General features: G+C 70.5%; 5 protein-coding genes. 1 reads left to right on the forward strand and 4 read right to left on the reverse strand.

The annotated features are described in order from the left end of the window. Positions 1 to 310 precede the first annotated feature (310 nt). Complete coding sequence (locus D588_RS0110050) at positions 311 to 2,041, forward strand: glycoside hydrolase family 9 protein (RefSeq protein WP_232764271.1); 1,731 nt, start codon at positions 311 to 313, stop codon at positions 2,039 to 2,041. A gap of 25 nt (positions 2,042 to 2,066) precedes the next feature. Here D588_RS0110050 and upp read toward each other — a convergent pair whose 3' ends face one another. The 4 genes from upp to D588_RS0110070 all read right to left on the reverse strand — a co-directional run bounded on the left by upp (position 2,067) and on the right by D588_RS0110070 (position 5,200). Beyond that, on the reverse strand, positions 2,067 to 2,699 hold the full coding sequence (gene upp, locus D588_RS0110055) for a uracil phosphoribosyltransferase (RefSeq protein WP_017910423.1): 633 nt from the start codon (positions 2,697 to 2,699) through the stop codon (positions 2,067 to 2,069). Positions 2,700 to 2,922: 223 nt separating this feature from the next. Then, positions 2,923 to 3,255 (reverse strand): non-heme iron oxygenase ferredoxin subunit, encoded by a 333-nt coding sequence (locus D588_RS0110060; RefSeq protein ID WP_017915885.1) that lies wholly within the window; start codon positions 3,253 to 3,255, stop codon positions 2,923 to 2,925. Continuing rightward, positions 3,252 to 3,788 (reverse strand): GNAT family N-acetyltransferase, encoded by a 537-nt coding sequence (locus D588_RS0110065; RefSeq protein WP_017915886.1) that lies wholly within the window; start codon positions 3,786 to 3,788, stop codon positions 3,252 to 3,254. Before D588_RS0110065 ends, D588_RS0110060 begins: the two co-directional genes overlap by 4 nt. Before the next feature lie 161 nt (positions 3,789 to 3,949). After that, positions 3,950 to 5,200 carry a cysteine desulfurase gene (locus D588_RS0110070; protein ID WP_017915887.1) on the reverse strand — a complete coding sequence of 417 codons (1,251 nt, stop codon included), beginning with the start codon at positions 5,198 to 5,200 and terminating at the stop codon, positions 3,950 to 3,952. Positions 5,201 to 5,291: the final 91 nt, after the last annotated feature.

Genomic DNA, 5,291 nt, shown 5'->3' on the forward strand with positions numbered 1-5,291 from the left:
GGCCGGCGGCGCCGGGCGCACGTAGTCCGGGCCGGCCATGCAGCCGCCGAGCAGCAGCACACTCAGCAGCGGCACGAGCGGCGCCAGGCGACGGGAAACGGGCGGTGGGGGCAGGGCGGTCACGGGGCGGCGCCGGCAGCGGGGACAGGCCGTCACCGTAGGCGCCGCATGGCGACCCCACGCTGACGCCTCACTGACGGCGCTGTCAGAAACGCAGCATGCGGCCGTCCAACGCCGCGTCTTGAACCGCTGCCAGCGCGTCCGCAACGTGGCGCTTGCAGCCGTCATCATGGCCGGCCAGTATCGGCGCATGAAGCTGCCCCATGCCCTGTCCTGCCTGTTCCTCGCCTGCCTGTTGCTGGGCGGCTGCACCTCGCATGCCGACACCACCGTGCCGTCGCCGATCCGCCTGAACCAGGTCGGTTTCCTGCCTGCCGCGAGCAAGCTGGCGGTGGTGCCGGATGGGCATGGCGACGCGTTCTCAATTGTGCGCGCCGACGGCGACGAGGTGGTGCTGCGCGGCACCCTCGGCGCCGCCGCGGCGTGGCCGCCGGCGCAGCAGACCGTGCGCATCGCCGATTTCTCCGCGTTGCGCACGCCGGGCCGCTACCGCCTGCAGGTCGTCGGCCTGCCGCCCTCGGATAGCTTCGCCATCGGCGAAGACGCCTACAACGCGCTGTCGCGCGCCGCGCTCAAGGCCTACTACTACAACCGCGCCAGCACCGCGCTGGACGGCACTTACGCCGGCCGCCACGCGCGCGCTGCCGGCCATCCCGACGACCACGTGCTGGTGCATGCCTCGGCGGCCTCGCCGGAGCGCCCGGCCGGGACCGTGATCGCCGCGCCCAAGGGCTGGTACGACGCCGGCGACTACAACAAGTACGTGGTCAGCTCCGGCATCACCGTCTATACCCTGCTGGCCGCCTACGAGCAGTTCCCCACCTACTTCAGCACGCACCCGGAAGGCATTCCCGACAGCGGCGGCGACGTGCCGGACATCCTGCGCGAGGTCGACTGGAACCTGCAGTGGCTGCTGGCGATGCAGGACCCGCACGACGGCGGCGTGTACCACAAGCTGACCAACCTGGACTTCGCCGGCATGCAGATGCCGGACCAGGCGCGCGCGCCGCGCTACGTGGTGCAGAAGAGCACCGCGGCCACGCTCGACTTCGCTGCGGTGATGGCCCAGGCCAGCCGCATCTACGCGCCGTACGACGCGCAGTTCGGCGGCATCTCCACGCGCATGCTGGAGGCGTCGCGGCGCGCGTGGACCTGGGCGCAGGCGCATCCGGACGTGGCCTACACGCAACCGGCCGACGTGCATACCGGCGCCTACGAGGACACCCGGTTCGACGACGAGTTCGCCTGGGCCGCGACCGAGTTGTATCTGGCTACCGCCGACGACGCCTTCTACGAGGCGGCGATGGCGCGCAAGGTGCCGGCCAGCGTGCCCGACTGGCGCCAGGTCGGCGGGCTGGCGTGGATGTCGCTGGCGCAGCACCGTGCGCGGCTGACCCCGCGTGCCGACCAGGCGCGCATCGCCGACGAGATCGAGGGCCTGGCCGATCACCTGGTGCAGGTGTGGCAGGGCTCGGCCTGGCGCGTGACCATGCGCGACGCCGATTTCCACTGGGGCAGCAACGCCACCGCGATGAACCAGGCGATGATGCTGCTGCAGGCCTACCAGTTGCAGCACAAGCCCGAATACCTGCAGGCCGCGCAGTCGCAGCTGGACTACGTGCTCGGCCGCAACCCGCTGGGCATGTCCTTCGTCACCGGCATCGGCGCGCGCTCGCCGATGCACATCCACCATCGCATCTCCATCGCCGACGGCGTCGCCACGCCGGTGCCGGGATGGCTGGTGGGCGGTCCGCAGCCGGGGCAGCAGGACGCCGACGCGTGCAAGCACGCCTACACGTCGTCGCTGCCGGCGCTGTCGTACCTGGACAAGGAATGCAGCTACGCCACCAACGAAGTGGCGATCAACTGGAATGCGCCGCTGGTGTACGTGAGCGCCGCGCTGCAGGTACTGCAGCGCTGATCCACCACCGGCGCCGTGGCGCCGCTCAGCCCAGACGGGTGCCGAAGATGCGGTCGCCGGCGTCGCCCAGGCCTGGCAGGATGTAGCCCTTCTCGTTGAGATGGTCGTCGATGGCGGCGGTGTACACCTCCACGTCCGGGTGCGCCGCTTCCAGGGCCTGCAGGCCTTCCGGCGCGGCGACCAGGAAGATGCCCTTGATCCGCCGCGCGCCGGCGCGCTTGAGCATGTCCACGGTGGCGATGAGGGTGCCGCCGGTGGCCAGCATCGGATCCAGGATCAGCGCGTCGCGCTCCTCCAGTCGTCCGGTGAGACGTTCGAAATAGGGCACCGGCTGCAGCGTCTCCTCGTCGCGCTGCAGGCCGACCACGCTGACCCGCGCCGCGGGAATCAGCGCCAGCACGCCCGGCAGCATGCCCAGCCCGGCACGCAGGATCGGCACCAGGGTGATCTTGGCGCCGGCGATGCGCTGCACCTGGGTCGGGCCGGCCCAACCCTCCATGGTGTGGGTCTCGGTCTCCAGGTCGGCGGTGGCCTCGTAGCCGAGCAGGGTGCCCAGCTCGGTGACCAGTTCGCGGAAGCCCTTGGTGCTCAGCGCCGCGTCGCGCAACAGGCCGATCTTGTGCTGTACCAGCGGGTGACGGACTTCGACGATCTTCATGGGCGCGCTCGCAAGGGGGAGGCGCACAGTGTGCCGCAGCCGGCTCCGGCGCCGCCAGGTGTGGGCGCGTGCTGCTGGCGGCCGCGCTCAGTCGGGCGTCATCCCGATGGGGTGCAGTGCGCGACCGATGAGACCGAATCGGTGGCGGGATGGAACACCACGGCCCGTACCGCGGCCGGTGAGAAGGAGGACTGGTGACGGATGGCGACAAAAGCGCCCGGCTTCAACCGCGGTCGTCGCGGGTCCACAGCCCACCGTGTTCGGACTTCACCGGAAACTTCGGCACCGGGCCGTAGGCCGGCGCGCACAGGGCGCGGCCGTCGCGCACGTCGAAGCGGGCGCCGTGCAGCACGCACTCGATGCTGCCGGCAGCAGGGTCGAAGGTGCCGGGGGACAGCTCGTAGTCCTCGTGGCTGCAGCGGTCTTCCAGCGCATAGAACTGGCCGTCGAAGTTGAACACCACGATCGGCGTGTCGGTCACCTCGTCCCACACCGTCTTCATTTCGCCCGGCAGCAGTTCGCCGTCGGCGCAGACGAAGGTCCAGGTCTCGCTCATGCGGCACCGCCCAGCGGCTTTTCCAGCACCTCGAAACGCAGGTCTTCGCGCTTTGGCAGGCCGAAGCGCGCGTCGCCGTACGGAAACGGCTTCTTGATGCCGGTGCGACGATAGCCGCGGCGCTCGTAGAAGGCGATGAGTTCCTCGCGCAGGTCGATCACGGTCATCCGCATCAGCGGCAACCGCCACTCCTGCCAGGCGATGCGCTCGGCCTCGGCCAGCACGGTCTTGCCCAGGCCGCCGCCCTGCGCCTGCGGCTGCACCGAGAACATGCCGAAATAGCCGGCACCGTCCTCGTCGGCGACATGCGCGCAGGCGATCAATTCGCCATCGCGCTCGGCCAGCAACACCAGGCTGCGCGGACGCAGGATGTCGGCGCGCAGCACCTCGCGGTCGATGCGGTTGCCGTCGAGCAGGTCGGCTTCGGTGGTCCAGCCGACGCGGCTGCTGTCGCCGCGATAGGCCGAGGTGACCAGCGCGGCGATGGCGTCGAGATCGTCGACGGTGGCGGTGCGGAAGGTGAGGGTGTGCATGGGCCGATTCTAGGGCGTGCCGCCGGGAATGGGGAATGGTGAATCGGGAATCGGAATGCGCGCTCTCAAGGAGGCGAGGACACCTCTTGCCCGCTAGGCACAGTCCGTGCGTGGAGCGCTTTGCCGATTCCCGATTCCCTACTCCCGATTCCCAGCTTCAATCACCCCAACAGCGCCCGCACCTTCCGCAACGCCGCCACGAAACGCTCGATCTCGGCATGCGTGTTGTAGAACGCCAGCGAGGCGCGGCAGGTGGCGGCGACGCCGTAGAACTGCAGCAGGGGGTGCGCGCAGTGCTGGCCGGAGCGCACCGCCACGCCTTCCAGGTCGAGCAGGGTGGCCAGGTCGTGGGCGTGGGCGCCCTCGATCAGGAACGAGACCACCGCGGCCTTGCCCGGTGCGGTACCGAACAGGCGCAGGCCGTCGATCCGCTGCAGTTCCTCGGTGAGGTGCGCGAGCAGTTCGGTCTCGCGCGCTTCCACGTGCTGCAGCCCGATCCCCTGCAGATAGTCCACCGCCGCGCCGAGGCCGACGAAACCGGCGATGTTGGGGGTGCCGGCCTCGAACTTGTGCGGCGGGTCGTTGAACACGGTGCCGTCGAAGCTGACTTCCTTGATCATCTCGCCGCCGCCCAGGAACGGCGGCATCGCCTGCAGGTGCTCGCGCCGCGCCCACAGCGCGCCGGTGCCGGTCGGGCCGCACATCTTGTGGCCGGTGATGGCGTAGAAGTCGCAGCCGATCGCGGCCACGTCCAGTGGTCGGTGCGGGGCGGCCTGCGACCCGTCGATGACGCTGACGATGCCGCGCTTGCGCGCCTCGCGGCAGATCTCGCGCACCGGGTTGACCGTGCCCAGCACGTTGGAGACGTGCGCCAGGGCCAGCAGCTTGACGTCGGCGGTCATCGCCGCGCGCAGCGCGTCCAGGTCCAGCGCGCCGTCGGCGGTGATCTCGGCGACCTTGACCGTGGCGCCGGTGCGTTGCGCGACCAGTTGCCAGGGCACGATGTTGGCGTGGTGCTCCATGCGCGACACCAGGATGGTGTCGCCGGCGCGCAGCCGCGGCAGTGCCCACGAGTACGCCACCAGGTTCAGCGCGAAGGTGGCGCCGCTGCACAGCACCAGCTCGTCGGCGCGCACGTTGAGGAAGCGCGCCAGCCGGGTCCGCGCACCCTCGTAGGCCTCGGTGGCCTCGCTGCCGAGCGCGTGCACCGCGCGACTGACGTTGGCGTTGTGGCGGCGATAGAACGCGTCGGTCGCCGCGATCACCTGCAGCGGCTTCTGCCCGGTGTTGGCGTTGTCGAAGTACACCAGCGGCTTGCCGTGCACTTCCCGCATCAGCAGCGGGAAGTCGCGGCGGACCGCATCCCAGTCCGACGCCTGCGGCGTGGCGCTGTGCGCGGCGGGCCCGTTCATGCCACGCCCGCGTCGCTCAGCGCCCGCTCCAGCCGCGCCAGCAGGCCTTCGCCCAGCGCCGGTTCCAGCGCGCCGACCGGCTCCCCGCCGA

The organism is Xanthomonas sp. SHU 308, assembly GCF_000364645.1.
Lineage (GTDB): Bacteria > Pseudomonadota > Gammaproteobacteria > Xanthomonadales > Xanthomonadaceae > Xanthomonas_A > Xanthomonas_A sontii.

Coding starts and splice junctions, on each gene's coding strand:
- upp (WP_017910423.1), bottom strand. CDS start 2,699: ATGAAGATCGTCGAAGTCCGTCACCCGCTGGTACAGCACAAGATCGGC.
- D588_RS0110070 (WP_017915887.1), bottom strand. CDS start 5,200: ATGAACGGGCCCGCCGCGCACAGCGCCACGCCGCAGGCGTCGGACTGG.
- D588_RS0110050 (WP_232764271.1), top strand. CDS start 311: ATGAAGCTGCCCCATGCCCTGTCCTGCCTGTTCCTCGCCTGCCTGTTG.
- D588_RS0110060 (WP_017915885.1), bottom strand. CDS start 3,255: ATGAGCGAGACCTGGACCTTCGTCTGCGCCGACGGCGAACTGCTGCCG.
- D588_RS0110065 (WP_017915886.1), bottom strand. CDS start 3,788: ATGCACACCCTCACCTTCCGCACCGCCACCGTCGACGATCTCGACGCC.